Origin of the sequence: Treponema denticola (assembly GCF_024400535.1) — a bacterium.
Lineage (GTDB): Bacteria > Spirochaetota > Spirochaetia > Treponematales > Treponemataceae > Treponema_B > Treponema_B denticola_C.
In genome coordinates this window covers 2,474,617-2,498,993 of the sequence record NZ_CP038800.1, presented here as the reverse complement: position 1 = coordinate 2,498,993, position 24,377 = coordinate 2,474,617, and the positions used below count along the sequence as shown (strand labels likewise).

23 protein-coding genes are annotated in these 24,377 nt (G+C 39.3%); 6 read left to right on the top strand and 17 right to left on the bottom strand.

All coding sequences use genetic code 11. From position 1 onward, the window contains the following. Nucleotides 1-73: 73 nt before the first annotated feature. Nucleotides 74-1,342, top strand: a complete 1,269-nt coding sequence (serS, locus tag E4N78_RS11820; protein ID WP_255810736.1) for a serine--tRNA ligase — start codon at nucleotides 74-76, stop codon at nucleotides 1,340-1,342. A gap of 76 nt (nucleotides 1,343-1,418) precedes the next feature. Here serS and E4N78_RS11815 read toward each other — a convergent pair whose 3' ends face one another. The 5 genes from E4N78_RS11815 to E4N78_RS11795 are packed head-to-tail and all read right to left on the bottom strand — an operon-like array spanning nucleotide 1,419 to nucleotide 4,015. Beyond that, entirely contained in the window at nucleotides 1,419-1,871 is a 453-nt protein-coding gene (locus tag E4N78_RS11815; RefSeq protein WP_255810735.1) for a hypothetical protein, read from the bottom strand. Next, nucleotides 1,868-2,083 (bottom strand): hypothetical protein, encoded by a 216-nt coding sequence (locus tag E4N78_RS11810; protein WP_255810734.1) that lies wholly within the window; start codon nucleotides 2,081-2,083, stop codon nucleotides 1,868-1,870. The genes E4N78_RS11815 and E4N78_RS11810 overlap by 4 nt, the downstream gene beginning before the upstream one ends. Then, nucleotides 2,076-2,468 carry a YraN family protein gene (locus E4N78_RS11805; protein ID WP_255810733.1) on the bottom strand — a complete coding sequence of 131 codons (393 nt, stop codon included), beginning with the start codon at nucleotides 2,466-2,468 and terminating at the stop codon, nucleotides 2,076-2,078. The genes E4N78_RS11810 and E4N78_RS11805 overlap by 8 nt, the downstream gene beginning before the upstream one ends. Next, entirely contained in the window at nucleotides 2,468-3,733 is a 1,266-nt protein-coding gene (locus E4N78_RS11800) for an HD-GYP domain-containing protein (RefSeq protein ID WP_255810732.1), read from the bottom strand. Before E4N78_RS11800 ends, E4N78_RS11805 begins: the two co-directional genes overlap by 1 nt. A 30-nt stretch (nucleotides 3,734-3,763) precedes the next feature. Next, nucleotides 3,764-4,015 carry an EscU/YscU/HrcU family type III secretion system export apparatus switch protein gene (locus tag E4N78_RS11795; protein ID WP_255810731.1) on the bottom strand — a complete coding sequence of 84 codons (252 nt, stop codon included), beginning with the start codon at nucleotides 4,013-4,015 and terminating at the stop codon, nucleotides 3,764-3,766. Between the two features lie 124 nt (nucleotides 4,016-4,139). On the opposite strand from E4N78_RS11795, the gene E4N78_RS11790 reads away from it, so the two are divergent. Further along, entirely contained in the window at nucleotides 4,140-5,621 is a 1,482-nt protein-coding gene (locus E4N78_RS11790; RefSeq protein ID WP_255810730.1) for a Do family serine endopeptidase, read from the top strand. A gap of 244 nt (nucleotides 5,622-5,865) precedes the next feature. Here the strand turns inward: E4N78_RS11790 and lnt are convergent, their stop codons facing one another. Then, nucleotides 5,866-7,440: an apolipoprotein N-acyltransferase gene (lnt, locus tag E4N78_RS11785; RefSeq protein ID WP_255810729.1), complete on the bottom strand. Its 1,575-nt coding sequence runs from the start codon at nucleotides 7,438-7,440 to the stop codon at nucleotides 5,866-5,868. Between the two features lie 62 nt (nucleotides 7,441-7,502). On the opposite strand from lnt, the gene E4N78_RS11780 reads away from it, so the two are divergent. From E4N78_RS11780 to E4N78_RS11770, 3 genes are all read left to right on the top strand, one after another. Beyond that, a complete protein-coding gene (locus E4N78_RS11780; RefSeq protein WP_255810728.1) occupies nucleotides 7,503-8,657 on the top strand; it encodes a galactokinase in 1,155 nt (384 codons plus the stop codon). Between the two features lie 65 nt (nucleotides 8,658-8,722). Continuing rightward, nucleotides 8,723-9,403, top strand: coding sequence for a tetratricopeptide repeat protein (locus E4N78_RS11775; RefSeq protein WP_255810727.1), 681 nt, complete (start codon nucleotides 8,723-8,725; stop codon nucleotides 9,401-9,403). Nucleotides 9,404-9,405: 2 nt separating this feature from the next. Then, on the top strand, nucleotides 9,406-11,460 hold the full coding sequence (locus E4N78_RS11770; RefSeq protein ID WP_255810726.1) for a 6-bladed beta-propeller: 2,055 nt from the start codon (nucleotides 9,406-9,408) through the stop codon (nucleotides 11,458-11,460). Nucleotides 11,461-11,482: 22 nt separating this feature from the next. Here E4N78_RS11770 and mnmG read toward each other — a convergent pair whose 3' ends face one another. From mnmG to E4N78_RS11715, 11 genes are all read right to left on the bottom strand, one after another. Further along, a complete protein-coding gene (gene mnmG, locus E4N78_RS11765; RefSeq protein WP_255810725.1) occupies nucleotides 11,483-13,369 on the bottom strand; it encodes a tRNA uridine-5-carboxymethylaminomethyl(34) synthesis enzyme MnmG in 1,887 nt (628 codons plus the stop codon). Between the two features lie 15 nt (nucleotides 13,370-13,384). Further along, entirely contained in the window at nucleotides 13,385-14,677 is a 1,293-nt protein-coding gene (locus E4N78_RS11760) for a M18 family aminopeptidase (RefSeq protein ID WP_255810724.1), read from the bottom strand. Between the two features lie 220 nt (nucleotides 14,678-14,897). Then, nucleotides 14,898-15,470 carry an electron transport complex protein RnfA gene (locus E4N78_RS11755; protein ID WP_255810723.1) on the bottom strand — a complete coding sequence of 191 codons (573 nt, stop codon included), beginning with the start codon at nucleotides 15,468-15,470 and terminating at the stop codon, nucleotides 14,898-14,900. 2 nt (nucleotides 15,471-15,472) lie between these two features. Continuing rightward, the gene (gene rsxE, locus E4N78_RS11750) at nucleotides 15,473-16,132 is read right to left on the bottom strand and encodes an electron transport complex subunit RsxE (protein WP_253697305.1); all 660 of its coding nucleotides are present in this window, start codon (nucleotides 16,130-16,132) and stop codon (nucleotides 15,473-15,475) included. Then, nucleotides 16,133-16,702, bottom strand: coding sequence for an RnfABCDGE type electron transport complex subunit G (locus tag E4N78_RS11745; protein WP_255810722.1), 570 nt, complete (start codon nucleotides 16,700-16,702; stop codon nucleotides 16,133-16,135). Further along, nucleotides 16,699-17,715 (bottom strand): RnfABCDGE type electron transport complex subunit D, encoded by a 1,017-nt coding sequence (locus E4N78_RS11740; protein ID WP_255810721.1) that lies wholly within the window; start codon nucleotides 17,713-17,715, stop codon nucleotides 16,699-16,701. Before E4N78_RS11740 ends, E4N78_RS11745 begins: the two co-directional genes overlap by 4 nt. Further along, the gene (locus E4N78_RS11735; protein ID WP_255810719.1) at nucleotides 17,715-18,830 is read right to left on the bottom strand and encodes an RnfABCDGE type electron transport complex subunit C; all 1,116 of its coding nucleotides are present in this window, start codon (nucleotides 18,828-18,830) and stop codon (nucleotides 17,715-17,717) included. The genes E4N78_RS11740 and E4N78_RS11735 overlap by 1 nt, the downstream gene beginning before the upstream one ends. Before the next feature lie 19 nt (nucleotides 18,831-18,849). Further along, nucleotides 18,850-19,092: a biotin/lipoyl-containing protein gene (locus E4N78_RS11730; RefSeq protein ID WP_255810718.1), complete on the bottom strand. Its 243-nt coding sequence runs from the start codon at nucleotides 19,090-19,092 to the stop codon at nucleotides 18,850-18,852. Nucleotides 19,093-19,213: 121 nt separating this feature from the next. Further along, nucleotides 19,214-19,912 (bottom strand): rhodanese-like domain-containing protein, encoded by a 699-nt coding sequence (locus E4N78_RS11725; RefSeq protein WP_255810717.1) that lies wholly within the window; start codon nucleotides 19,910-19,912, stop codon nucleotides 19,214-19,216. 69 nt (nucleotides 19,913-19,981) lie between these two features. Continuing rightward, a complete protein-coding gene (locus E4N78_RS11720) occupies nucleotides 19,982-21,463 on the bottom strand; it encodes a pallilysin-related adhesin (protein WP_255810716.1) in 1,482 nt (493 codons plus the stop codon). 22 nt (nucleotides 21,464-21,485) lie between these two features. Continuing rightward, nucleotides 21,486-22,148: a vWA domain-containing protein gene (locus E4N78_RS11715; protein ID WP_255810715.1), complete on the bottom strand. Its 663-nt coding sequence runs from the start codon at nucleotides 22,146-22,148 to the stop codon at nucleotides 21,486-21,488. A gap of 167 nt (nucleotides 22,149-22,315) precedes the next feature. On the opposite strand from E4N78_RS11715, the gene cfpA reads away from it, so the two are divergent. Continuing rightward, on the top strand, nucleotides 22,316-24,361 hold the full coding sequence (gene cfpA, locus E4N78_RS11710) for a cytoplasmic filament protein CfpA (RefSeq protein WP_255810714.1): 2,046 nt from the start codon (nucleotides 22,316-22,318) through the stop codon (nucleotides 24,359-24,361). Nucleotides 24,362-24,377 lie beyond the last annotated feature (16 nt).

Genomic DNA, 24,377 nt, shown 5'->3' with positions numbered 1-24,377 from the left:
CAAGCTGTCTATGAAATTGTTATCGCTAAATTTTAGACTTGACAGAATTCAAAATAAAAAGTACAATTTTGCTATGTTAGACTATAAATTTATTAAAGAAAATCTTGAAGCCGTAAAAGAAAATATAAAAAACCGGCACATGAATGCGGATGCCGATAAGGCAGTAGAACTATATGATAAGCGTACTGCCCTTGTTACTTCTTTGCAGAACCTGCAAAAAGATCGAAACGATAACTCCCAGTCAATGAAGCAAAAATTAAGTCCCGAAGAAAGACAAAAATTAGTCGACCAAGGAAAGGCTATGAAAGAAAAAATCGCCCAAGTAGAAGCCGATCTTGCTGAAGCCGAAAAAGCCCTGCATGAGGCCGTAAGTAAAATTCCGAATATGGCTCATCCCAAAGCCCCAGTCGGCAAAGAAGATTCGGACAATTTGGAAGTTAAACGCTGCGGAACCGTGCCCAAGTTTGACTTTGAGCCCAAGGATCATGTTCAGTTAGGCCAAGATTTGGATCTAATCGACTTCGAAGCCGGCACAAAGGTTTCAGGCGTTAAATTCTATTTTTTAAAAAACGAAGCCGTATTTTTGGAGCAAGCTCTTACGATGTACGGTCTTAACATATTGCGGAAACATGGGTTTAAGCCCTTTATCACTCCGGACGTTGCGAAAGAAGAAATCTTATACGGTATCGGCTTTAATCCCCGAGGCGAAGAATCAAACGTCTATTCTCTTGAAGGTGAGGGAACTTGTCTGGTTGCAACTGCCGAGATTACTCTGGGCGGCTATCACTCGGATGAAATTATCAAAAAAGAAAGCTTGCCGTTAAAATACTGCGGTATTTCTCATTGCTTTAGGCGTGAAGCGGGAGCCGCCGGACAGTTTTCAAAGGGCCTTTACCGGGTTCATCAGTTTTCAAAACTCGAAATGTTTGTTTATTGTACGCCGGAAGAATCCGATGCTATTCATGAGGAGCTCCGCTTAATTGAAGAAGAAATCTTCAATGGTTTGGGAATTCCATTCAGGGTTGTCGATACTTGCACAGGCGACTTAGGTGCTCCTGCCTACCGCAAATGGGACTTGGAAGCGTGGATGCCCGGAAGAAACGGAGGCGAATGGGGCGAGGTTACCTCTACTTCAAACTGTACCGATTATCAGGCACGCCGCTTAAATATACGCTACAAGGACGATGACGGTAAAAATAAATTCCTTCATACCCTAAACGGAACTGCGTTGGCAATGTCGAGGGCTATGATAGCCGTCTTGGAAAATTATCAGCAAGCCGACGGTTCCATTAAGATACCCGAAGTGCTTGTTCCCTATTGCGGGTTTGATAGAATCGGTTAAACCGATTGATAAACTTTCTGATAATTTTAGATATTAGGTTTGTATAAAAAAAGGCCGGAGCATTGTCCGGCTTTTTTTATGTTTTTGACGTAAGATCCGAAATATCTTTTTTCCATTGGTAGAGCTTATTTTTATCTTCCCATTCGATTAGTTTTATAATTTTAAAATTTTTACGAATTTTAGGGTTTTCAAAATAGGCAACGGCAAAGTTTCCGTTTCCTATGTAAATGATTTCTTCACCTTCTTTTAATTCTTCCGCTTTTTTTAAAAATCCGATAACGCAGTCAAAATGTACAGGCTGGCCGCTTTCCTTATCGGCGATGGCCGAGTTTAAATCCTGTATAATTTCTCCGCATTTTGTGCATTTGTATTCCGGATATTCTATTTTTTTTAAAGCCGGTTCTTTGTTTTGACCGTGAAAAGTTTTAGTTTTTTTTATTTGTCCGTCAAGAGACCGTTTTTGCGGACTATCACCGCCTTGTTTTTCAGTCCTTTGACTTCTCATAGGTTTAAACCTTCTTTTACTCATACTCTTATCCTCTTTTTGTAATTCGTATTTTCATAATTGAGCCCGCCGTTTAGGACTCTTTCCGTTATGATTGAAGCCAGTCTATAAATAGCTGCATTTATGTACTCGGGGTCTTCAAGTTTTAATTCCATTGCATGAATTTCCTCATTTGTTAATACGGCATTATGGGTAGAGGCATTTTTTTTATGTGGAAATAAATTCGCACTAGTCATAGCAATCTCCAAAGGCGTCTTTTAAATGTAGTATCTCAAGCGGCTGTTCCAAAAAAGGGTTTGATCGTAATACGACCACATCAAATCTTATATACATCTTATTATATTTTCGATTGTTTGCAAGAAAATGTTTAGCGGTTTTTATAATCCTGTCTTGTTTTTTTTTGTTGATAATGAGATCTAAATCGGATAGTTCCGTTTTTAATAAGGTTTTTACTTCTACAAAAACCAAAACCCCGCCGGATGAGGTTTGCTCCGTTTTATCTAAAGCAATTATATCTATCTCACCTGTGCGGGTTCTCCAATTTTTTTCTAAGATAAGATAGCCTTTATTTATAAGCCAATCGGCTATTTGTCTTTCTCCTTTTGAGCCGAGAGAATCCATTATTTGTTTCTATAAGCCCTTGGATCTATAGCCCGAACTATAAAAAGGTTTTTATTTTTCTTTAAATCAATCGGTTCGGAATCTTCATTTAAAACTTCTCCCGTTGCATCGATTAGTACCCGTATAAATGGGCGCATGGGTGCTTCAGGCGAGCTTTTTACTACTCTGGCAAGCGAAGCATCGTTCATTAAAACGATGGAGCCTATGGGGTAGATGCCTATGCTTCTTATCATAACTTTTATTATTTCAGGATCGAAAATTCGGGCATTATCGGCTAAAAGATTTTTCATGGCTTGATAGCCAAGCATCAGATCCCTATATGGTTTGGGGGTTATCATTGCAACAAAAGCATCTGCAACCGTTATGATTCGTGCTCCTATATCGATATCCTTTCCTGAAAGACCGTTAGGATAGCCCTTTCCATCCCATCTTTCGTGGTGCTGCATAATGCTCAAGGCAATTTCCCGCGTGTACATGAGTTCACTCATAGCTGTCTTGTAGGCATAGGCTGTATGGGCAGCAACCGCTTGTTTTTCAACATCAGTTAAAGCCTCTTTTTTGTTTAATATCTTTTGAGGTATTTTCATCATCCCTATATCATGCAGCAAGGCAGCTATAGTTATTTCGTTTATTCTGTTTTTCGGCAATTCCAAGGCTTCGCATAGAATTATGGTTAAGATGGCCGTATTTACGGCGGATCGGGCTAGGCTGTCTTCTTCAAGCTCGGTTCCCAATATAAAGCCCACACAAAGAGGCGGATTTTTTCTTACGAGCTCTATCAACTCTGTTGCATGATAGCTTACCGGAGTATTATCTACGGGGCGTCTTGCTTTAAAATTTTCAAATATTTTTTCAAGGCTTTTTATAATTTCCAAATATTCCGTATGGAGCTGCATGGAGCGGGAATCCTGTGTAAGTTTTAAAATGCAGTCGGCGGAAATTTCTTCAATTTCGGATCTTTTAATTTTAGTTCCGCTGATGGGATAATCTTCTTGAGCTTCCTCTATTTCCTCCGGATCTTCAAGAGCTTCAACCTCATCTAGTTCATCAAGCTCTGCTATTTCATCATCTAAGGTCTCACCTTCCGGTACAGGATCTCCGGCTGTAACAACATATTGAATCTTCCATCTTTTTAAGGTGTTTAACTCATCGTCGCTTAAAGGTGTGCCTCTAAGAAGAAGCATGTTGCGTCCATCGTCAAAGAATACGGGAGCTGAAAAGCGTACCCCTATTTTAAGATCCGTTGTTTTAATTTTTTTTAACATTTTAAATCCCCTTTTTTAACATAAATACAATTATTTTTTTAACAAAAAAGAAAAAATAGCAGCTACAGCTTTGTAGGTATATTCGGGAATACAGGCCCCGATTTCTTGGTGAACAAGAATATTTGCCAAGGTTTCATCTTCCACAATTTTAACTCCATTACGTTCTGCTGTTTCTCTTATTTTTTTTGCTGTAATACCCTTTCCCGCTGCTGTAATTATTGGCGCTTTTGATTGTAAAGTATAGGAAAGAGCAACGGCACAATCGAGTCCTTTTTTATGCATAGCTCCATTATATCACAAATATAAAAAAAAACAAGCAAACAAATAAATTTTCAATTTTTTTTCTATGTAACTTGACTTAAAAGTTATTGTTTTAGTATCATAATTATGTAGTGAGGTTAGATATATGCGTAAATTAAAAAATCCGCTTTCAGCGATGGCCGGAATTTTATTGATTATGCTTGTTTCGGTTGTTTTTCTTTCAGCCCGATGTTCAAGTAATCCCGAAAATGCTTCTACAGTGTATGCAGATCCGGGTTTAAAGACTGAGCTGAGTAAAGAGTCTGTTTCGGCTCTTGAGGCCCTTCAAAAAGCAAATCGAGAGCTTACTTCCATGATTTTACCCTCGGTAGTTACCCTTGATGTTGTAGAAACAAGAAAGGTTCAAAACAATATAGACGGCTTTCCTTGGTTTTTCTTTAACCGCCCTCAGGATCAAAAAGACGGGCAAGGCGAAAGAGAATATGAAGCCGAAGGCATGGGCTCAGGCGTTATCGTTAGAAAGACGGGAAAAACCTATTATGCTTTAACAAATCAGCATGTTACAGGCAATGCCAAGACAATTTCCGTTATGCTTTATAACGGGGATAAGGTTCAAGGTAAATTGGTCGGCTCGGATCAGAGGAAGGATGTTGCCCTTGTTTCTTTCGATTATGATAAGGATTTGAGGGTTGCCGTATTGGGAGACTCAAACACCGTACAGGTGGGAGATCTTACCTATGCAATCGGTGCTCCTATGGGCTATGTGTCTACAGTTACAAGCGGAATTGTAAGTGCAGTAGGCCGTTCAGGCGGACCTAACAGAAATAATATAAACGATTTTATCCAAACCGATGCAGCTATAAATCAAGGTAATTCGGGCGGCCCCTTGGTCAATATCTATGGTGAGGTTATAGGCATAAATAACTGGATTGTTTCATCAAGCGGCGGTTCTCAAGGTCTTGCCTTTTCGATTCCTATAAACAATCTTAAAAAGGCTATCGATGATTTTATCACTTCGGGTGAAATCAAATACGGCTGGCTCGGTGTTCAGCTTCTTGAAATAAACGATAAGTTTAGAGAAAACTTAAACTTAAAGGATATTGAAGGAGCCTTTGCAGGACAGGTATTTTTAGGCTCTCCTGCGGATAAGGGCGGTATAAAACCCGGTGATTATATTACCGAGGTAAATTCTACAAAGGTTAAAAATGTTGACGATATCCTGCGTATTATCGCCGACTTAAAGCCTGGAGAGTCTTCATCTTTTAAGGTTTTACGAAGAGGAAAAGAAATTTCTGCAACCGTAAAAATCGAAGAAAGAGATGAAAAAAACGTAGCCGATTCTTCAAAACTTTGGCCCGGCTTTGTTCCGTCTCCTTTAACTGATGAAATTATAAAGCAGTTAGAGCTTAAAAAAGGTCAAAATGGTGTTTTGGTAACAAGTTTACAGTCTAAGAGCCCTGCTGCCGTTATGAGCTTACAGCCCGGCGATCTTATAGTGAAGGTCAACGGAAAAGATGTAAAAGATGTGTTGAGCTTTTATGATGAGCTTTCAAACGCAAAGGGCGAAATATGGTTTGACTTTATAAGAGAGGGGCATAATTTGGTTACCCCAAAGATTAAAAGATAAAATCTTCAAATAATTTTACCTCCTTATTTGGGCTAAGGCGGCAGCTTAAAACAGCTGCTGTTTTAGCCCTCTTTTTATCTTAGGAGCTTGATTTAAACCTCTTTTTAATTTATCAACCGCAGAAAATATCAATTTTCGAGGATTGATGAATTCCCACTCTTTTGTAAGCGAAGCTGAAAAAGAGCATATAATACGCGATGTTTGCCGAAAGGCAAACTCGTAGTTTAAATTAAGCGACGCTATTTTAGGAGCTTGATTTAAACCTCTTTTTTTCCAAAAAGATATTAAAAATCAATATTAAAAACATCATAAGCGGGAACCAATCCTTATATGAGGCATAAAATGTTTTTGTGTGTTTATAAATGGGGACTTCCGTACAAAGGGATCCGGCTTCAAATAATGGAAGATCTGCAATAATATTTCCCTTAGGGTCTATAACAGCAGAATAACCTGAGTTTGTTGAACGTACCAAGGTTGTTCTAAGCTCTATGGCTCTAAAATGGGCTACTACAAAGTGCTGGTATTCGGCACTCTTTGTTTTAGACCATGAGTCATTTGTTATATTAATCAGTACTTCACTTCCTTCATTATGGAGGTTGACACATACGGCAGGAAAGGCGTCTTCAAAGCATATTGGAACCGTAAAATTGATAGTCTTTCCTTCCGAGTTGGTTACGGTAAATACATTATATTCTTTCCCAGGAGTCCAACCGGAAGAAAAGCCTACGAGCTTATCAAAAAATTTTGCTACGATAGGATTATCGCTAAAAGGCATGTACTCGGCAAAGGCAACAAGCTGTATTTTAGAATAAATTCCTAAGATTTCTCCTTTAGGAGATAAAAGATAGGCTGCGTTATATTGCTTTTTTTCGTCTATATGCGGGGAGCCGACTATGATAGGAGTATCCGTATCGGCTAAGAATCGGGAAAATGGGTTATCATAAGGAATAAATTCATAAAAATCCTCATTGCCCTTGTAAGGAATTATAAGGGATGACTCGCTCCAAACTATAAGATCCGGTTTTGTGTTTGCAGAAAATATTGCCTTACGGCTTAATGTTTGAGAGGTCTTTATATTCTCTTCAAATTGAGAGTTATCCCATGGGTCGGTGTTTTGCTGGATTATCACGGTGTTTAAAAATGTTTTAGGAGCTATTTTTGTATTTAAAATCTTTATTCCATATAGATTTATTATTAAGGTCATAAGGCCTGTGAAGATAATAAGCTTTTTAATTTCTTTTAAACTTGTAAAAAATGCTTTTGAGTTTACCGAAATGGCATGGGCCTGTAAAATTTCACCTAGGCATGCTGCAATAAAAGGGACAACAAAAGATAAGCCCCACACACCGGTTGTGTCTACAAATTGAATAAAAGCTTTTAAATTAAAGCAGATCATAGGGGCAGTTCCCCAAGGGTAGGCTAAAAAACCTGTAGATTTTGAGAATTCCCAAAGCATCCAAATAGAGGCAAAATAGAAAGGTCTTAAACTTTTGTCTTTTTGAAGACCGTGATAAAGTAAAAAACCGAAAGGCATTGCCATAAAAAAATATGCAAGGGTGCTGGCTCCAAGCGTAAATATAGCAAAGTCTTCAAAAAAGGCAAGCCAAAAGCTTGACATCAAATGAACAAAAGAAACAAAAAAACCGTACAAAAATGCAGCTCTTTTATGTGAGCCGCAGTTAAGAAGTGCATAGTATACTAAAACTAATCCTGAAAAACCTGCAAGGGCAGAGCCGAAATTTAAAATTTCGTTGGGGATTCCGAGAGAAAATAGAGCAGAGGACATAAAAATAGTTAAAAAAGATAAAAAAAATCGCATATTTACACATCTATTTAATCATTTTTATTGAAAAATTTCAATATAACGAGTATTATATATTTATGCAAAAAATAGTTACATTTCATATTGACGAATATGGGGACGACCCTGAAGTATGTGCTGCCTCTCCCGGCCGATTTCATCTTCTGGGGGAGCATACATGGTTTGCTCAAGGGAATACCCTATCGATGAGTATAAATCATTATTTGTATGCTTGTGCTTCTAGGAGAAATGACAATAACTTTAGGTTGTTTTCTATATCCCTTAACGAGCGGAAAAAAATATCTTCTTCAGGTTTAAGGTATAAGCGTGAAGATAGATGGGCTAATTCGGTCAAGGCCGTTATTTCAGCCTTTAATGATTTCGGTTATCGTATTTCGGGTTTAAATTTTACAATCTTATCCGAAATACCTGCCGATGCAGGATTAGGTACTCCAAATGCCCTTAAAACGGCAACGGCCCTTATATTGAGGAAGATGTTTGCTCCAAAACTTGCAAAAAGCGACTTGGTTGATATCCTTGAGCATGCAAATATCCAGCACTTAAACACCTATGCCCACCGAGCCGATATTCTGTGTGCCCTTTTTGCAAAATCAAATCACTGTGTGCGTACCGACCATCGAAAAAAAACAGCGGATATTTATCCTTTTCCTATGGACGGTCATTCAATTATATTAACGGATTCGCGTGTTCCCCGTATAATTGCTCGAGAAGAGTTGACGGCCCGTCTGGATGAATGTATAGAAGCTTATGAATTGGTAAAAAAACAGCCGGATATGCCGAAAAATATGATGCATTTGACCGAAAAAATGCTTGAAGAGATCGATATCCCCGAATCTGTCCGCAGAAGGGTAACTTATATTATAAGAGAGTCTTTGAGTGTAGATGAGGCTGTGGATGCCTTAAAGCGTAAAGACAATATAATGCTTTCACGCATTTTAAACCGCTCTCATGACGGGCTTAGAGACCGATTTGAAATTTCATGTCCTGAGTTGGACTGGCTTGTAAAGCGTTCTCTGGAATTTATAGAGCCTTCAGTATCTAATTTGGTTTGTTCCCGTATGACGGGAAAGGGCTTCGGCGGATGTACTTATACAATTTTGCGGGATCAAGATGCAAAAGCCTATATTGAAAAAGTCGGCGATTATGAAAGAATCTTTGGGTTTAAGCCTTTGATATACAGGGCAAAACCGGCGGGCTGTGCAAGAATTTTTTAAGCATTATTTTGCTATTGAGTAAAAGTTTTTTTTTCTGTATAATCTTGACAAAAGGGGAGGGGTCTATGTATTCCGAATTAAAAGAAGGTATTCGTTTATATAACCAAAAAAATTATCAAGAAGCCCTGGTTTTCTTTTTAAGCCTTAGTACTGAAGATGCTCTTATGCAAATCGAAATAAATTATTATATAGGCTTAGTTTATTCACGCTTATCTGAATATGAACAAGCTCTCGAGTATCTGGAACAAGTTGTTACTTCCAGCAAAGATATTGCAAAGGTTTATCAATGCAGATTAATTTTAGCCTTTATTTATGCAAATACGGGCCGAACCCGTCTTGCCGAATTTGAACTTTCAAAATTAATTGAAGCCGGTTATGAATCGGTTCAAGTCTTTTCTTCATTAGCCTATGTTTCCTATGAACATCAAGATACGGAAAAAGCAATAGATTATTACGAAAAGGCCTTAAAGACCGATCCTGAAAACAGTACGGCTTTAAACGGTCTCGCCTATATTTTAGCTGAAAACGGATTGGACTTATCCCGCTCCTTAGTTCTTTGCAAAAAAGCAATTGACAAGCAGCCTGAAAATCCTGCTTATATGGACTCTATGGCCCTTATCTATCATAAAATGAATTTGCCTTCCGATGCAAGCTTATATATTACTAGAGCAAAAGAAAAATTACCCGATAATAAAATTATAGTAAAACATTTTGAAATGATAACTTCCGATGCTCAGGAGGCTTAACCATGAAATTATATATAAAATTGCGCACTGTATTTATTATAAGTCTTATTTTTATTTCTTTTTCTTTATTTTCTCAAGACAGAAATTTTACGGATAAGCCCTCTTCTTCCGATAAACGCGTTGCTTCGGAAGAATTTAGGCGGGGTGTTCAAGCCTATTATCGGGGCACTTTTAATGAAGCCATTTTGCTCTTTGAAAAAGCTCTTTCCCGACTGCCGGAAGAACCCTTAATTTTAGATTGGCTTGGAAAAGCCTATTACAGCTCAGGCGTCGAAGGCTCGGCTTTGACTCAATGGGAATTTGCAGAAGCCTCAGGATATGGAGGAATGCTTTTAAAAAACAAGATTGAAGTTTTAAAAGAAAACAGAAGTTTAACTCCCTATGCTTCCGACAACATAAAATATGTAGAAAACTCGTCCTTTAATTCAAAGAATGGAAATGTTGAATTGTTTCGACAGCCTTTTTCAATAGCTGCGGTTTCGGACGGTTCTTTTTGGATGACAGCTTACGGCTCAAATGAGCTTTTACATTTTAATGTAAACGGTATTATATTGGATAGAACAAAGGGGCCTATTCAAGGATTTGATAGACCTTTTGATGTCATAGAGCTATCGGATGGAAATCTTCTGGTTTCGGAGTTTGCTGTTGATAGGCTTTCTATTTTAGATAAAAACGGTTCTTTTATAAAATCTTTCGGAAAAAGAGGCCGAGGAAACGGAGAGTTTATAGGCCCGCAGTTTTTAGCTGAAGACGAGTACGGTAATATCTATGTTTGCGATTTCGGTAATGCAAGGATTGTAGTTTTTTCTCCTGCAGGAGAACCTCTTTTTACTTTCGGAAAAAAAAGCGGCCTTTTCGGCGGCTTTACTGCCCCCTCGGGTATTGCCGTGGTTGACGGCCTTGTATATGTTGCAGATGCTGTAAAAGGAGCTGTTTATGCTTTTGATACGGCCGGTAATTTTGTCCAAGCTTTATTACCTGAAAATTCGTTAAAAAATATAGAATCCTTGCGTGAATGGAACGGAAATTTGGTTGCATCAGCAGGCAATAAGGCCTATCTTATTGATATAGCTTTTTCTACTCTAAGTGAATTGGTAAGTTTAGGCAATACTCCTTCAAAGATGACTGCTGCAGTTCCGGATGTGAACGGAAACCTCCTTCTTGTAGATCATAAAAATCAAAGTATTGAAATAACCTCAAGAATAAATGAATTGGCAGGCGGCCTTTTTGTATTGATAAAAAAAGTTTATTCCGATAACTTCCCTGAAGTTTTAGTTGAAGTAAGCGTTCAAAACCGTGACGGTAAACAAATTGTAGGCTTGACAGAAGGCAACTTTATTCTAACTGAAAACCATAGACCTGTGGCCGATTATTCCCTTACAGGTTCAGCCTATTTGAATAAAACCTGCGATATAGCTATCGTAGTGGAGCGCTCTCCAAATTCTGCAAAGGAAAAAGCTCTTATTGAGTCTGCGATTAAAGAAATTGCAGAGGCCATGCAGGGAAAGGGAAGGATAAGCATTATTTCGGCTTCGGCTATCCCTATTCTCGAAGGTAAATTTTCACCTATGGATTTGATAAGTCTGCCTAACCGCATAAAAGGGCCTGTTTCTTCAGAATGGAAATTCGATCTTGCCTTGCGCCTTGCAGCAGGGGAGTTAATCAATGCCGAGCAAAAGAGGGCTGTGCTTTTTTTAAATTTTAGTGATCCCAATTCGGATAATTTTAAACAATATAATTTAAATGACTTAGCTTCATATATGAAGAATAACAATATTCGGTTTTATTCTATCAACTTAAAAAAAGGTTCTCCCGCTTCAGAGATGAGCTATCTTGCAAAGAAAACGGGAGGAAAGGCGTTATATGTTTATGCCGAAAAAGGATTAAAACCGATAATCGATGATTTGATTTCAAAACCTATAGGGGTATATCAATTGAAATATACTTCATTGATGCCTACCGATTTCGGCAGAGCCTTTTTACCTTTAGAAGTTGAAGTACAGCTTTTAAAAAGGTCGGGACGGGATGAAATAGGCTACTTCGCTCCGCTTGAATAAAAAGCTAAAATAAGGCTCTTTACTACAAGAGTATAGACAATAGCATTATATCCGAAGGCCTAATCCCCCTAATCCTGCTTGCTTGCCCTATGGTTTCGGGGCGTACTTCTTTTAGGCGGGCTCGTGACTCGGTAGAAAGGCCGGAAACTGCATCATAGTCAAAGTCAGCCGGAATTTTAGTGTTTTCCATACGCTTGACCTTGGCTATCTTCCTGTTTTGAACGGCTATGTAGTGTTCATACCTTATTTCAAGCTCTGCCGATTCTAAAAGTTCTGCGCTGTAATCCTTGGAATTTTCATCTATTGCACATATACATTCAAGGGAAACTTGAGGGTCATGGAGGGCATCGGCAAGACTCTTCCCGATATGGTTTTTAAGTTCGGGATTTTTTGCAATGAGTTCCCTCGTAATCTTTATATCCTTCCATAGCGATATTATTCTTTCTCTGGTTAAAAGTTTTTCCTTTAGGCGGTTTGAAGCCTCCTTGGTTTGAAGGCCTATCTGATAAGCCCTTTCCGTAAGCCTTTCATCGGCCGTGTCATGCCTGAGGTTCAGTCTATACTCTGCACGGGCTGTAAACATTCGGTAAGGCTCATCCACTCCCTGAGTTACAAGGTCGTCTATCATAACGCCTATGTAGGCCTCATCCCTCTTTAACACAAAGGGAATATATTTTTCATCTTTAAATTTTAGAGAGCGTGAAAAAAGGGCTGCGTTTATACCGGCGATTATGCCCTGACCTCCGGCTTCTTCATAGCCTGAGGTTCCGTTTATCTGTCCTGCCAAAAAAAGGCCTTCAATCCGCCGTGTCTGAAGATCCGATGAAAGCTGGATCGGCGAAACATAGGCATAGTCTACGGCATAGGCGGGACGGGTAATTATTACATCCTTAAAGCAGGGAATAGTTCTTATCATTCTGTCCTGCACATCTTCGGGAAGTGAGGAAGAAAGCCCGTTTATATAAAGCTCTTCCGTGTTTAAGCCTTCCGGTTCTATGTAGACATGGTGGCGGTCCCGCTCGGGGAATTTTTTAATTTTATCTTCGATGGAGGGGCAGTAGCGGGCTCCCGTCCCTGTGATTTTGCCCGAAAAAAGGGCTGCCCTGTGAAGGTTTTCTCTTATTATATCATGGGTTTCCCGATTGGTATGAGTTATATAGCATTTTGCATAGGGCCTATGTATTTCCGCATTTGAAAAAGAAAATGGCCGCATAATCTCATCGGCTTCCTGCTCTTCGGTAAGGGAAGAATCAAAGGAGCGGCGGAGGATACGCATGGGCGTTCCCGTTTTAAGCCTGCCCACGGTAAAACCCTTCTTTGCAAGGGCGGGGCCGAGGCCTATGGCAGCTCTTTCGCCGAGCCTTCCGTCGGGAGATTCGTATTCGCCTATGTAAATCTTGCCTTCCATAAAGGTGCCGGTTGCAAGGACTACCGCCTTAGCCGAAAATTCCCTACCTCTTTCCGTCTTTACATACTGAACGCATCCCTTTTCTACATAACCCGATTCATTTGTGTTTGAAGAAACTATATCGATAACGGTGTCCTGAAAAACATGGAGGTTCTTTTCAAGCTCTATTGCGTGCTTTGCCAGTTGAGAATAAAGGAATTTGTCGGCTTGAACCCTCGGTGCTTGAACTGCCGGCCCCCGGCTTTTGTTTAAGAGCCTGTACTGAATCATCGAGGCATCTGCGAGTTTCCCCATTTCGCCGCCAAGGGCATCTATCTCGCGGACTATGTTTCCCTTGGAGATGCCGCCTATCGAAGGGTTGCATGAAAGGCGGCCTGCACTGTCGAGAGTCTGGGTAATCAGCAGGACAGCTTCCCCCATTCTGGCGGAAGCTAGGGCGGCTTCAATGCCTGCATGTCCTGCTCCTACGACTATTACATCATAATCGGAAAATCTATACATTTTCTTGTAAAACTCTTATTTATAAAATTCTGCAAAGGCCTTGGTAATATATTCCTGATCTTCGGTGCCTCCCAATTCCCGCACCGAATGCATACCCAAGATGGGGTTTCCGATATCGACACTCTTTATGTTAAGGTTAGAAACGGAAATCGGGCCTATCGTCGAGCCGCCGGCCATATCGGAGCGGTTTACGAAGTTTTGACAGGGAACCTTCGCCCTTGCACAGATATCCCTAAAGATTGCAGCCGATATACCGTCGGTAGTATAGCTCATAGAAGCGGCGACCTTAATTGCGGGTCCCTTGTTCATAAGCGGGAAGTTTGTAATATCGTTTTTTTCCGTATAGTTGGGATGAAGGGCATGTGCCTGATCCGCAGAGATTAAAAAGGATTTTGCCAAGGCTTTTTGCAATTCTTCAAAAGCATTTCCCTTTGAGGTGCTTACGATTATTCTTTGCAAGGTATCGTGGAGGAAGGGGCTGCCCGCTCCTTGGGCTGTCCTTGAGCCGACTTCTTCGTTGTCAAAGATAGCGGCAACCTGCACAAAATTTGAAGGAAGGGCATCGCCTAGAGCATCGATGGAGGCACAGGCCATTCCAAGGTTGTCTATTCTTCCTACGGAGAAAAACTCATCGTTTGCTCCGATAAAGCAGCCGGGCTGTCTGTCATAGAGGTAGAGGTCAAAGTCCAAAATCTTGTCAACCGTTACTCCGGCTTCTTCGGCGATAAGGTTCATCAAAAAGCCCTTTTCTTCAAGTTTTTCGTTTATTAAAGCGATTAGGGGGAGGGTGTCTTTTTGTTTGTTGAATTTATAGCCATCATTTATTTCCCTATTCATGTGAATGGCAAGGCTCGGAATTGTCAAAAGGTTTTTATCAAAGTTGATAAGTTTTACTTCGGGTTTTAAAAGGTCATCGGTTTTTATGATAACCCTTCCTGCAGCCGAAAGGGGCCTGTCAAACCATGTTGAAAGGATTACCCCTCCGTAACCTTCGGTGTTTAGTTTTAGATAGTGATTGTTTACCTTAATTTCGGGATTTGGCTTTATGCGGAAAGTAGGAGAATCGCTGTGGCTCCCTACAATCCTAAAGCCGTTTTCGGCATTGCCGGACTTGGGCATTTGCCATGCTATTAAGGCACTTCCATTATTTGTTACAAAATATCTTCCTTGAGGCTTTAACTCAAATGTGTCTTCTCTGTTTAAATGAACAAAGCCCTTTGCTTCTAAAAATTCGCCTGCATTTTTTATTGCATGGTAAACCGATGGGCTCTTGTCGATGAACTTCATCAACGCTTCCGCTTTTTTCATATTCTAAGCTCCTTATTCTAAGATATTGAGGATTATATCAGAATATGGAATTCAAGGCAATATCGTACTTAAATTTTAGCCTAATTCTTAGGAATATACGGATTTGTGATTAATGTAATAGGTTTTCCGTCCTCTAAAAAATACACTACAAGATGGGGGAATCAAGTATCAAATGCCGAGGAAATTGTAATTTGTTCCTCGACATTTGAACTTTGATCTTTTAAATCAGTCCTGCAAAGCCTCCAAAGGCCATGGAAAGAAGGGCTGCCGCTATAAAAAGAATGGGCGTTCCTTTTAAGAATTTCGGAACGGGGGCATTATCTATTCTTTGCCTTAAGCCTGCTAAAAGCAGGAGCGAAATCATAAAGCCTAAGGCAGAACCTGCCGCATGAACAAGGGCTTGTACAAAGGTATAGCCTTCATCAATGGCATCGATTGTAACGGCAAGGATTGCACAGTTTGTAGTAATCAGGGCTAAATAAACCCCCATCGAGCTGTAAAGGGCCGGAGCCGCTTTTTTTAGATAGAATTCTACCAGCTGAACCAAGCTTGCAATTACCAAGATAAAGATAAGGGTCTGAAGGAATTCGAGGTTTCCTATCAATACGTAATTGTATATGGGATAGGTTACGGCTGTGGCCAAAAGAGTAACGAAGAGTACGGCCCAGCCCATGCCTACCGATTTTTTTACGTCGGAGGACATTCCTATAAAGGGGCAAAGGGCTAAAAAGCGCATTAAAATTACATTCTTTACAAGGATTGCAGAAAGAAAAATACTAAGTGTTTCGGGCATTTTTACTCCTCCTCTTTTTTAGCTTCCGGCTCAGTTTGCGGAGCAGGCGAACTTTGAATTTTTTTCTTAGGTCTTTCTAAAAGCTTTTTTGCAAAGAGGTTTATCGAAATCATAATACCGAATACAAAAAAGCCGCCGGGTGCATTTGCAAAAAAGCGTATATGATAGGCTTCGGGTATAAAGACGTTTCCTGCCAAGGCTCCCGAACCTAATATTTCTCTTATAGCCGAAATAAGCACAAGAACTATCGTATAACCGACTCCCATTCCCAGAGCGTCTAAAACGGATTTTCCGGGGCTTTCTTTTGAAGCAAAGGATTCGACTCTTCCCATAATAATACAGTTTACAACGATCAGCTTAATAAAAAGCCCCATTGCATCCGATAGGGCAGGGGTATAGGCCTGCATCAATAGGTCTACAATAGTCGTAAAAGAGGCTATTACTATGATAAAAACCGGAATTCTTATGTCCTGAGGAATTAATTTTCTAAAAATACTTATGATTAACTCGCTCATAACGATAACAAAGGTCATAGCAAGACCCATTCCAAGGCCGTTTAGGACATTTGTTGTAACAGCCAGAGAAGAACAGAGGCCTATCATTAAAACCAAAAGGGGATTGCTTCGGATAATTCCGTTTGTGAAAATATTTAAGTTTTTCATTTATTTTCCCTCCTCCAAGTTATTTTTGGCCATATATTCTATTGCCGTAACGGAGGCATCTTTTAAAATTGCAGCAACACCTTTCGATGTTATTGTAGCTCCTCCTATTGCATTTATATCGGCCTTTACCTCAAAGGCTGAATCAAGTGCCTTTCCGTTAAACTGTCCTGCAAAGGGTTCTTCTGCAGCCTTGCTTCCTAAGCTGGGTGTATCGGTAAGCTCTAAGAATTCTATCTTGCGAATTGTTTTGTTTAGGTCTATGGCTATCAATATGGTTGCACTTGCATAGGTGGGCCCCTTAGCGGTTATGGTAAGACCTACGGTTTTTCCGCCGTTTACTGCCGTATAAGCATTTAAAAACTTGGTTTTATTTAAGCCTTCGGGAATTTCCGCACTTATTTCTTTAAAGTCTTCAGCTTCAGGAAAAACGGCCTTTAATGCCCTGTTTGTTTTTTCCGCCTTTACTTCAGCAATTCGCGGGGCTGTAAAGCTGTAAACTGCCGCAAGGGCTAAACACGCTATGACCGCATAGGCTGAAAGGGTAAGGGCCAACTTTATCATCTGTTTCATTTTGCAGCCTCCTTGTTCTTTTTGGGCGGTTTTACATAGCCGTATTTTACGGGTATAATTTTGTTTAAAAACGGCACTACGGCATTCATTATAAGAATACTATACATAACACCTTCGGGCATACCTGAAAATAAGCGGATAAGGCCGGTTATAAGGCCGCAGCCTGCACCGAAAAGAAGTTTACCTTTTGGAGTTACGGGGCTTGTTACATAATCGGTTGCCATAAAGACGGCTCCGAAGGCTAAACCTCCCGAAGTCAAGGTTAAAATAGGATTTATACCTCCGATTGCGGTAATTGCAACGGCTGTTATCATCATAGTAACGGGCGTTCTCCAGTCGATAACTTTTTTAAATAGAAGATACGCAAAACCTAAAAGAATCAAGAGTATGCTTGTTTCGCCTATACAGCCTGCATGGTTTCCTAAAATAAGCTGAGTATAAAGGTCAGTGCTTGAACTCAAGTTTAAACTCTTTGCTATTTCCGAAGCACTCATTGCGATTCCTTCTTTTGCGTTTATGAGCTTTAGAGGTGTTGCCGTGCTCACCGCATCAAAGATTGAGTTTCCGGGCTGTATCCAGCTGGTCATTGCTCCCGAAAAGCTTACAAACATAAAGGCTCTTCCTACCAAGGCAGGGTTAAATACGTTTGCTCCAAGCCCTCCGAAAAATTCCTTGCCTACAACTATTGCAAAAAAACAGCCTAAAATAAGCATCCATATCGGAAGATTCGGCGGACATACAAGGGCAAGCAGAAGGCCTGTAATAACGGCTGAAAGGTCTTTTACCCTTATATCCAGCCTGCATATTTTTCTAAATAAGCTTTCAAATCCTACACAGCAAAGAACCGAAACTATGATTCGAACTAATGCAGGTATCGAAAAAAGATAGATTCCATAGGCTGTTAAAGGCAGCAGGGCTATAATTACATCCAGCATTAAGGTTTGAGTCTTGACCGGTGTTACAACATGGGGAGCCGGAGACATAAAAATTTCGTTTTTATCGGATTCTGCCATTATTTGCCTCCTTCTTCGGTTTTTTTAGCCTCAGGCTCTTGTTTTTGAGCTTCAGCTGCTTTTTTTTCTGCTGCTGCGGCCTTTGCGGCAGCTTTGGCATCTCTTTTTTGCTTTTCTTCCCTTGCTATCTGCTTACCAATCTTAACTCTTTGAACGAGTTTAATGCGGGCAGGGCAGGTATAAGCGCAGGTTCCGCATTCTACACAGTCTAAAAGACCGCAGCGGATAGCTTCTTCGGTATTTCCGGCATTTAATGCTCTAACGATTAAAACGGGAGAAAGGTGACAGCTGCATACGTCAATACACTTACCGCAACCTATACATGGGCTTTCTTCTTCTAAGGAAATTTCTTCCTTTGTCAAAAAAAGTACACCTGAGGTATTTTTTTGAATAGGGAAGTCTGCATTTTTCATGGCAAAGCCCATCATCGGGCCGCCTGAAACTATTTTTACGACTCCCGGTTTAAGGGAAACTACGCTTGGAATAAGGTCCCCGACGCAGGTTCCTATAGGGGCTATTACGTTTAAGGGCTTTTCACAGGCCCCGCCGCCTATGGTTAAGGCTCTGTCGATAAGGGGTTTACCCAAACGGAAAGCTTCGGAGATCGCTTTTAAGGTTCCTACGTTTTGAATAACACAGCCTATCTGAAAAGGAAGCCCTCCTGAAGGGATTTCCCTGTTTACGACTGCATCCGTAAGGGTTTTTTCTCCGCCTTGCGGATATTTTGTTTTACAAAGCTGAACGCTTATATCGTAAGCACCTGCGGCAATCGGATTTGCTTTAATTTTTGAAATAGCCTTTTCCAAAACCGGAACCAAATCTTTTTTATTGTCTTCAAGGGCTATAATTCCTTGTTTTGCACCCACGATACGCATAGTTATGGCAAGGCCGTCGACAATCGTATCAGAATCGCTGAATATGGTTGCGGCATCAGTGCAAAGATAGGGTTCGCATTCCGCGCCGTTTGCAATTACATACTCGATTTTTGTATTAGGAGGAGGGCTTAATTTTACATGAGTAGGAAATGATGCTCCTCCCATACCTGTGATTCCTGCATCCCGGACTCTTTTAAGAGCTTCTTCCTTGGTGCATGTAAAAGGATCAAGGGGCTGCATAAACTCTTCCCTATTTTCTTCATCGATTTCGATTAAAAAAACAAAGATTTTCCGTGTTTCCGGTTACAAGATGAGGTTCAATTTTTTTTACCTTTCCTGAAACGGACGAATGGACTGGAGCCGACATAAATTTATCGGTTTCGGCTATCTTTTGCCCTCTGGCGACCAAATCCCCTACGCTTACAAGAGGTGTATTAGGCATGCCTCCCTGCGTAACAGGAATCCCAAACTGATTTATTTGACGGCAATACCCTAACGACATCGTCGCTTGATAAAACCGCCTTTCGCTCGGGCGGATGTACTCCGCCTTTAAATGATTTTATACCCATAACTGTATTTTATACGTAAATAACGAAACAATCAAGAGGTTAATAAACTTCCAGTTATTCTTGGGAAGTTTTAGTTACAAGCTTAAACGGATATTCTAGGATGCCTTCAATTGAATTATATATTTGAGTGTAACCGTGATTCGATAATATTCCTGATGCACGTGAGGAGGCTGTTCCTACGTTACAATAGAGAAATATTTTTTTATCTTTCGGCAATTTATTCAGGTTCTGTTCCAACTCAGAAACAGGGATGGATATTGCTCCTTTTATATGACCTGCATCGTAGGATGTTTTGCTTCGGCAATCTATTATTATTGAGTCCTGCTCTTCTAATAATTTTTCAAATTCGCTTCCGGTTAGATTTATGTATGATACTATATCAGCATAATTATATTGTTTAAGCCCCTCTGCATTATAAATAATTTTAAACCGGTTTGCGGCAAGAACCTCCGCTGCTTTAAAACTTTTATCGTCATCCTCATCATACAGACAAATAGGCTTATTTTTCCATTTTGATATTGTATCGATTTGTCTCGAAATTTCACTTAAGGGAATATTTATAGCGTGTATTATGTGCCCTTCTTTGTATTTTTCATAGGGTCTTGTATCTATTAGTAAAATATCATCTTTATTTGAATCCGTATTTAGATATTCAAGCCTTGAGCCTCTGATATCTTCCACTTCGATTTGAGTGCTGCAAGAACATATAAATAAAATGATAACAAATAATGAATAGAATAATTGTTTTTTCATACCGATCTCCATAAGCATCAATTAAGTGAAATCAATTATACTCTGTTTTATCTTTAATGTCAAAGTATTTTAAATATCTCTTTCAAATATGACAGGCTCATCCCCGGTAGGGATTATATCATTTATGTTTAATTTAATTTTCGTTAATGTCATTTGCTGAGTATTATTTTTCTCTTTTAATTCCACTAGATAGAATTTGTTTATATTTTGATTGGATTTCATTTGTAGTATAATTTTTTCATTTATTTCCATTATGCTAAAATAACCGGTTTCAATATCTTCAGCTTCTTGAAGAGAATAAGAATTTCCTTCAAGTTGTAAAATTTTATTGCCGTCAGCTTTTTTCCATTGATTTAAAGATTTAGACAGCATTTTTTTTACTTTTTCCGGGCTATTTTCTTTTTGATTTGCGCTTATGGCAGGAAGATTAATGTTTTTCTTATAATGACCGTTCCAAAGGGATTCCGTTCCGAATTTAATTCTAGCTACGTCTTCTATTACACGTACTTGAATTTCATCTACCCCTTTAATTTCTAGTTCTACACGTCTTATGATATTGGGAATGGATTTGTTGTTTGTTGTAAAAAATAAACCGTATCGTCGAGGTAAGGTTGTTTTTATTTGGTATATTTCTTCTACGTTATCTAAATTAAATACTATGTTATTATCGTTTTTGTCAAAATAAATGCTTCTCCCTGCTTCTTTGCTCCCGTCTGCCCTAAACCATAACCCTGATAAAAAATCGATAAAGGATTCCATGCTTCCGCTTTGAAGTTTTCGTAAAAGCTGGATTTCAATTTTTTCTCCCGGAATTAGCTTTTTAGGCCCCTCTTCATATTTTTGTGTTTTTGCATTCCATGTATATTCCGTTTCAATTTGATTTAAAGTATTAGGAGCGGATTGATCTGAATTATATGTATATACGCGGTATGCAGATAGGCTGGGAAGACCTTCTTCAAAATGTTCAATTTCCCTAATCTGAATCTGCATGTCTGCATGTAAATCGGCTATTTGCAGAATTTGAATAGCTTCATCCTTGCCTTTTTTAAGGGTTTGAAGTGATAAGACTTGCCTATTATCTGATGTCATACCGGAGTAAACAAGGGTTTTAGGATCTTTTGCCAAATTCATAATATAGAAAGAAAGGGATTTGGGCTGAGTAATTGATGTTCTTATTTCCTCAACTCTTTCCCATTTTTGGGTTATAGGGTTTTGAATTGAAATAATGAGATATAAAAAAGGATCCAATAGTTTTTTTACGGCAATAACTTGATCTTCAATACCGTCTTCGTTTAGGTCATCCGAAATTGCATCAATAAATACCTCATCATTAAATAATTCCAAAAATATTTTTGCATCCGTATTGGCTGTATAGGCTTCGGTTTTTTTTTCGTCATTATTGGTTTGAGAAGGAACCATAGGAATTATTGTTTTAGCAATAATTTTCTTTTCTGTTTTTATATTTGAATTTATAAATTTAAAATAAATCAAAAAGCTTATAATGCTTAGTATCGCAATAGCCGAAAGAATATAAATTATACGTTTAAACATATCCCTGCAAGATCCTTATTTTTTATGGATTATTTTTTTTGATTAAAGCCTTAGTTTCGTCTGCATGTACTCTTTCAGTGTTTTGATTTTTCAATATATCCGAAAAAAGTTCTTTGCTTGTTTTGACTACCCTTTCCTGAAGTCCCATATCAACTGTAATTTCATACCAATTTTCATGCTTAATAATCCTTGATTCAATTAAATAAGGGCTTGAGAATTTTTTTTGCTTTCCGCTGTATTTGGATGTCATAGGAGCATCTTGTTCCAAATCCGTTAACATAAAAAGAACCTTATACCTTCCGTTTTCGCCTCTTTGGTTTACGGCTTCCTGTATTTTATCCAGAGCCCTTCCTACATCGGTAAATCTTCCATTCGGTACAATTGAATTTATTGTTTTTATTATTTTATTGGTATCATTACGGTCTTTTACTTCAATTGACAGCAAATGTTCCGGATTTTCATAAAACTGATAAATGCTTATCCAATCTCCGGTGATTATAATTTGGTCTATTAATTCATCAAGAACCCATTGCTTTAGGCTGTCGAATTTGCCCGGATCCTGCATAGATAATGACTTGTCAATCATAATAATCATATCAATAGGCATTGTTCTTTCACCTGCATTTAAATTAAATAAAACTCCTGCTAAAAGCAAAAATATAAAAATAAGCTTTTTAATTTTCATAAATACTCCTTTTTTATGCTCTATACACACTATTATATAACATATTTGAAAAAAAATCATCAACTTTAAATAAAAACTCTTTACATTCTGCAAAATATGTTTATAATTATATAATAGTGATATATATTGTAATTAAACAAAATTGCTAAAAGTAAGGAGAGTTAGGAATGGCAAATTTAGATCTACCACAGAGCCCGAATGTATTCCATCCCGAGAAGCCCAGTGCTGTCGGTTCTAGGAACTCATTGGCTCAAGACTATCGAGATCAGCAGAAAGAAGTTAATCAGCTGATTGAAGAAGAAACAAATAAAGTGTTACACCACTTGACCACAAAGCTTCCCAAAGAAGTTCTTGAAAGATTAGACGTAATGGGCGGCGTTAAGGAAAAGCTGTATAACTACTTTAACCAGAACTACCAGAACATGTTCAACCGATACATGGTAACGGCTGAAGATGAAATGCTCAAAAAGGTACGAGGATTTATCGATCGGGAAGAAATGAAGGTTTTAGACCGCTATACTCCGAAAGAAATCGCAAACCTTCTTGATGCAGTCGGCGGTGCTGACAAGTTTAACACAGGCGAAATCGAAAAATCGATTGTAAACATGTACGGACACTTACAGGGTCACGTACAGCGCGGTGTTAATGATTTGGAGACTTTAACAAACTCATTGTTAAGGCAGAAGACGGACGTAGGTGCTTTCGTTCGAGGTGAAAACGCATACTCAATCGTAAAGTGTGCATTTAAAGACAACCTCTACAAACCAAAGACTGTAACCGATGTTAAGCTTTCCGTAAACATTCTTGATACGGAACTTATAAGCCCGATCTTCCAGTATCAGTCGACAGTCGAATATCTTATTAAAGACCTCTTGTCAAACCACTATATGGATGTAATTGACAAGGAAATTGAGAAGATAAAGGACAAGAGAATTGATCAGGGATTGGATGAATTGTCTGACGGAGAAATCGTTTTTGCAAAAATCGATAAGGTAAAAGATATCACTGATGATGATATTGAGAATCCCAAGAGCAAGCGATACGATGTAGTATCCAAGCAGCTTATGGAAAGAATCAATAACTTAAGAGCTGAAATCGATCCTGAAACCTTTGATCAGCTCAATGTTAGAGAAAACATCAAAAAGATCATCGATCTTGAAAACATCAGAAACCGCGGATTTAACACGGCTATCAACTCGATTACTTCAATCCTTGACACATCAAAGATGGGATATCAGTATATCGAAAACTTAAAGAATGCCCGTGAGTTAATCTTACGCGAATATGATGATACGGATATCGCCAATCTTCCTGATGAAAGATACCAGATCCGCCTCAAGTACTATGACAATGCTCAGTTAATTTCGGAAAGACAGGCTTATGAAGTAATGATGAGCTCTTTTGAAACTGAAATTCAGCACTTGTGGGATGTAGTAAGAGCTACATACGACAAATCCAAGTTTATGACCAAGATCACAGACTTTAACGATTTGGCTGCCAACTACAAGAAATTCATCAAGCGAAAGTACAAGGATCAGTCCGGTGAACCCGTATACGAAGATACCGCTAAGGTTTGGGATGAAATCTCCTTTGTTAAAGCTCCGGAAACTGAAGTTGAAAAGATGAACAGAACCTATGTCTACGAAAAAGATAAGCTCCGCAAGAAGCTCATCATCATGCGCCGCAGAATGAAGGATCTATATGATTATCAATATCCTATCGAAAGACGTGTTATCGAAGACAGACTTTCTTTCTTAGAAGCAGAATTCAACAAATTCGATTATTTAATCAACCCCTTCCATATCCAGCCCGGTCTCTTGCTTGATATCGATATTACATCTATCAAGAGAAAGAAGGCTACATTGGACGGAATGGCCAACGTGCTCAACGAATTCTTGCACGGTGTATCAAAAGGCTTTGCCGACGCAGCATTTGCTTCGTTCAGCCGCCGACGATCCACAGTCCGCGCCGATATCGCACAGAGCTTTGCTACTGCAGAAGATGATCCTAAAGCCAGTGGAGCTGCAGGCCGCTCTCAGTTTATCGATATGCTGAACAGCACACCTGCTATTGAAGCTCCTGCAGCTGAAGCTGTAAGCGCTCCGGCCAAACGCCGAGGCCCGAAGAGCGGCGCTGTTAAAGCAAAAAAAGCAGGCTCTGTTGATTCAGGACGAGGCCGACGAAAGGCTAAATCAGGAATTAAAGAAATCTAATTTAGGATTTTAGAGC